We start from the raw sequence: 3,686 nt of genomic DNA on the forward strand, positions 1-3,686 counted from the left end.
TTTAAAAGCTGATCTGTAATTTCTACTGAATAGTTATTATAGAGGTCATTAAATTTCTCTGTAAACTCCTTAAAAGCCTCCTCATCTTTTTTTCTTTCCAGTCGGTAGTTCCACTCAATTCCACCGTGAAGGGCAGAATAAGAAATATTTGAGGACCCAATAAATATAATTTCTTCACTTTTATTTTTAAAAAAATAGGCCTTGGGGTGAAAAGAAATATCCTGAGAATCCCTTTCCTGATCAGCAAAAAACTTAAGTTCTGCCAGATCTCCCAGTTTATCTTTTAAAAGATAGAGAGCTGATGGTTCAGTTATGTTTAAATATCTCGAAGTAAGGATTTTAATATTAGCTCCATTTTTTAGAGCTGCTTTTTTTAAGGGCCCTGCCAGAAGGTGAGCCCCAGATTCTCTTAAAAATGAAACAATGATTTTTATTTCTTCTGCTTTTTCTAATTCTTTGATTAAACTGTCATATAGATATTGATCTCTACCGGTTACCGCATTAATCATTTTCCCACCTGCTCGGTTAATTTATTTTTCTATCACCTTATCTAATATCAACTGCTTTCTAAAACCGCCTCGCTCTTTTCTTTTTTTCTTCTGATAATTTTTAATCTTCTGTTTATCAAAATCATAATAATTTATTACCGAATCCAGTACTTCAAAGAGATCTGCCATTTCTGCGATTGAAGGCTCTTCTTTAAATTCTGCTAATTCCTCTTCTACTTTAAGCAGCAGTTTTTCTATGTATTCCTGTTCATCAGCCCTATGTATTTCGTATTCCTTACCTGCATTTTCAATGATTTCTGGTATTTTATCTCTAATTAGTTTATTATATAAAATTTCTTCTGCCACGGTTATACCTCCTAAAATCTCTGCTAATATAATTATTCTTCAAAAAGAAATCTATTCCTTTTTTATTGATGATGATTAAAAGATAGTATAATAACTTTTTGAATAAGATTGTCTATAAATGAAAAAACCCTCCTCAAATGAGAAGGGTGCTTAAATAGTATTTTAAATATTTTTAGTGTTTAATATAATTAATAAATTCTTCTTCTGAATCAACAGTTAATATTTTTTCACTCAACTCTTCGATTTTCTCTAATTTAGCATTATTAATTAAAGAGATAGTTTCAGGATCTAAATTACCAAACTTAAAATTTATCTGTTTCAGTAAAATCCTTTTTGCTTCCTTAGTTCTTAATTTATCAGCTGCAGATATCACAATATCAGCCTCCTTTTTCATGCCTTCATATTTTAGTCTTTCATTTAAAATATAATAATTAAATTCCTCTCTACTATCAGCAATATAATTTAAGCCTAGATAAAAAATATCCCTATCTACACCATTTTCACTAATTACAAAAGAGATTATTTCCTGATAAACTACTTTTATATCTTTTATCTTTGAAATCTTAAAGAATTTTAAAGTCAACCGTACTTTTCTATCTCCTAATAAATTTAAATTAGCATCATTGGAAAAATCATAAAATACTGTTTCGAAATCTGGAAGATACTTGTTTAAATCATAATTTTCTATCATATTTTGATCAAAATATTCTGCAAAACTTTTTATTACTAGACTGCCGTTACCTCCGTGGTAAAATAAAATTGGAATAATAAAAGATAAGCTTTTTATTCTTTTAGTTCGTTTTTCGCGCATCCAGATTCTAGCCAAGTAATTAAAAATCTGCATTACTGACCATTTATCATTATAACTTTTGTGTTCAAACAGAAAATAAACTCCATATTTCTTATCTCCAATTTTTGACTTAAATAATAAATCAGAGTAATAACTATTCTTTCCAGTATACGAAATTGGTCTGGGATCAAGTTCACTGAAGTCAACAAATTCTCTCAAATTCTGCGGTAGATAACTCTGTAAAAAATTTCTGCTGATATCTACTCTGCCAAAAGTTTTCTTAAAAAAATCATCATGAGGTGTATTTGATTTTTCAGGCACGGCAATTTTCCCTTCTAAATATATTTTACCATAACTTAAAGCTCAAGTTCAATGATAATATAAATATTATACCATTAATTGTAAATTATAGCAAAATTTATTTATTCGTTATAATATACCATAATATATCAGATAATAATCAAAAGGCCCTATTAATTATTTTAATTCAGCAGTATAATTAGATATATAAAACAAAATTAAGGGGGATTAATAAAAATGAGAATTATATTAAATTCATTTTCAGTAGTAATAATTATCCTGATATTTATCTTAATCATAAAAACAACTGCACTGGCCCATATACCATTAGATACTTCTGATTCTGCAACTAAAGCAGAGCCAATATTTGTTGAGGATCATCAAATTTCCTGGGCCGCCTACAATCAATTAGATAATGCAGATAATGTTGATTATTCCAGTTTTAAGGCTGAGCAGGACCAGGGCAAATACACCCTTGCTATTGGCCGCAGAGAAGTCTGGACCTTCAGTGATCTGATCAAAATGCCAAAAATCTGGTGGGATACCAGAATATTTGTAGAAAAAGAGAATTCGACTTATATAATTTCAGCTTTATTTATAGCAGTAAGCTCCTTTATTTTATATAAATTTATTTTTTAAGAATAATCAATAATGTTTTTTAACAATCCCAGCTGCTAGTTTAGAAAGCCTGCATACAGAACTCACAAAAATTCAAGGTGGTGATAAAATGAGTGATAAATTAGTAGTAAAAGTAGATGCAAGAGGAAAGATCACAATTCCTAAAGAAGCGCTTAAAGCAGGTGATATTCTCTTTATAAATTTAAGCCCGAGCAAAATAGAATTAACCCGAGCTATTGAAGATCCTCTGGTAGAATTAGCTGCCTATGCAGAAAAAGAATATAAAGATGGAAACACACAAAATCTAAGAGATTTTGCAGAAGTAGAAGGGATTAATCTAGATGACTGATTATACAATTGAAATTATCAATTCTGTAAAAAATGATTTATTTGGAAGCAAAAAGAAGAGTTGAAGTCTTAAAAAAATTAGATTAAATATTTAACTTATTGTAAATTTCTGGTATTTCCCAGCCAGTAATAATCCCCTGCAGTACTTCCTCTTTTTTCCCGTTTTCAGTTATCAAAAAAGCATCAATTTTATTTCCCGCTTTAATAATTGACTCATGCTTATCAATTAAGATATCCAGTTTGCTGTCTTTTGAAATAAATTCGCAGACTTCATCTTCTTCTGCATATTTTACAACTTCTTTTATCTGAGCATCTTCAATAATCAGATTACCGCCTTGATCTGACTTTAAATCTCCCATCCATCTAATGATCGTATTTGTGGTCAGTAATTCAATATACTTTCCCTTTTGATCTACTACTGGAATTTGAGTATAGTCATATTTATTCATATCTTTTATTGTTTTAATTATTGAGTTATCCTCTTTTATTACCATTAAATTATCATCAATAAAATCAATAATTTTAGGAGAATCTATTACTTTTTCTAAAATTTCTTCTAATAAAGTGTATAAGGAGCTGCTGGGTAAAAAATAATATTCATTGTTGTGGGCAATCGAGTTTCTAACTTTCCTTACCGTGTCAAGTTCATCTCTGTACTTTTTAATTATATAATCATTTTTTCGGCCTTTATACAGCAGACTGTAAAAAGAAGTCTCCCAGTCATTAACTTCTTTTAGATGTTCATAGAGTTCATTAAACATTTCGATAAATTTATC

6 protein-coding genes are annotated in these 3,686 nt (G+C 29.2%); 2 read left to right on the forward strand and 4 right to left on the reverse strand.

Annotation, left to right across the window (positions count from 1 at the left end; translation table 11 throughout):
- From CI949_RS18330 to CI949_RS18340, 3 genes are all read right to left on the reverse strand, one after another.
- Window positions 1-509, reverse strand: a 509-nt coding sequence (locus tag CI949_RS18330; protein ID WP_290769064.1) for a phospholipase D-like domain-containing protein, incomplete at its 3' end; no start/stop codon positions are given.
- 21 nt (window positions 510-530) lie between these two features.
- A complete protein-coding gene (locus tag CI949_RS18335) occupies window positions 531-854 on the reverse strand; it encodes a nucleoside triphosphate pyrophosphohydrolase (protein WP_089720183.1) in 324 nt (107 codons plus the stop codon).
- Window positions 855-1,026: 172 nt separating this feature from the next.
- Complete coding sequence (locus tag CI949_RS18340) at window positions 1,027-1,965, reverse strand: Rpn family recombination-promoting nuclease/putative transposase (protein ID WP_073159297.1); 939 nt, start codon at window positions 1,963-1,965, stop codon at window positions 1,027-1,029.
- 216 nt (window positions 1,966-2,181) lie between these two features.
- Between CI949_RS18340 and CI949_RS18345 the strand changes: the two genes are divergently transcribed.
- Complete coding sequence (locus tag CI949_RS18345) at window positions 2,182-2,583, forward strand: hypothetical protein (RefSeq protein ID WP_073159299.1); 402 nt, start codon at window positions 2,182-2,184, stop codon at window positions 2,581-2,583.
- Between the two features lie 88 nt (window positions 2,584-2,671).
- Complete coding sequence (locus CI949_RS18350) at window positions 2,672-2,911, forward strand: AbrB/MazE/SpoVT family DNA-binding domain-containing protein (RefSeq protein ID WP_089656106.1); 240 nt, start codon at window positions 2,672-2,674, stop codon at window positions 2,909-2,911.
- An 82-nt stretch (window positions 2,912-2,993) separates the two neighbouring features.
- On the opposite strand, the gene CI949_RS18355 is transcribed toward CI949_RS18350, so the two are convergent.
- The coding region (locus CI949_RS18355; RefSeq protein ID WP_290769069.1) for a CBS domain-containing protein at window positions 2,994-3,686 on the reverse strand (693 nt) is incomplete at its 5' end.

The organism is Halanaerobium sp. (assembly GCF_003070835.1).

What these genes read in the sequence shown, in the direction of transcription:
- CI949_RS18350 (WP_089656106.1), top strand. Translation starts at nt 2,672, where the DNA reads ATGAGTGATAAATTAGTAGTAAAAGTAGATGCAAGAGGAAAGATCACA.
- CI949_RS18345 (WP_073159299.1), top strand. Translation starts at nt 2,182, where the DNA reads ATGAGAATTATATTAAATTCATTTTCAGTAGTAATAATTATCCTGATA.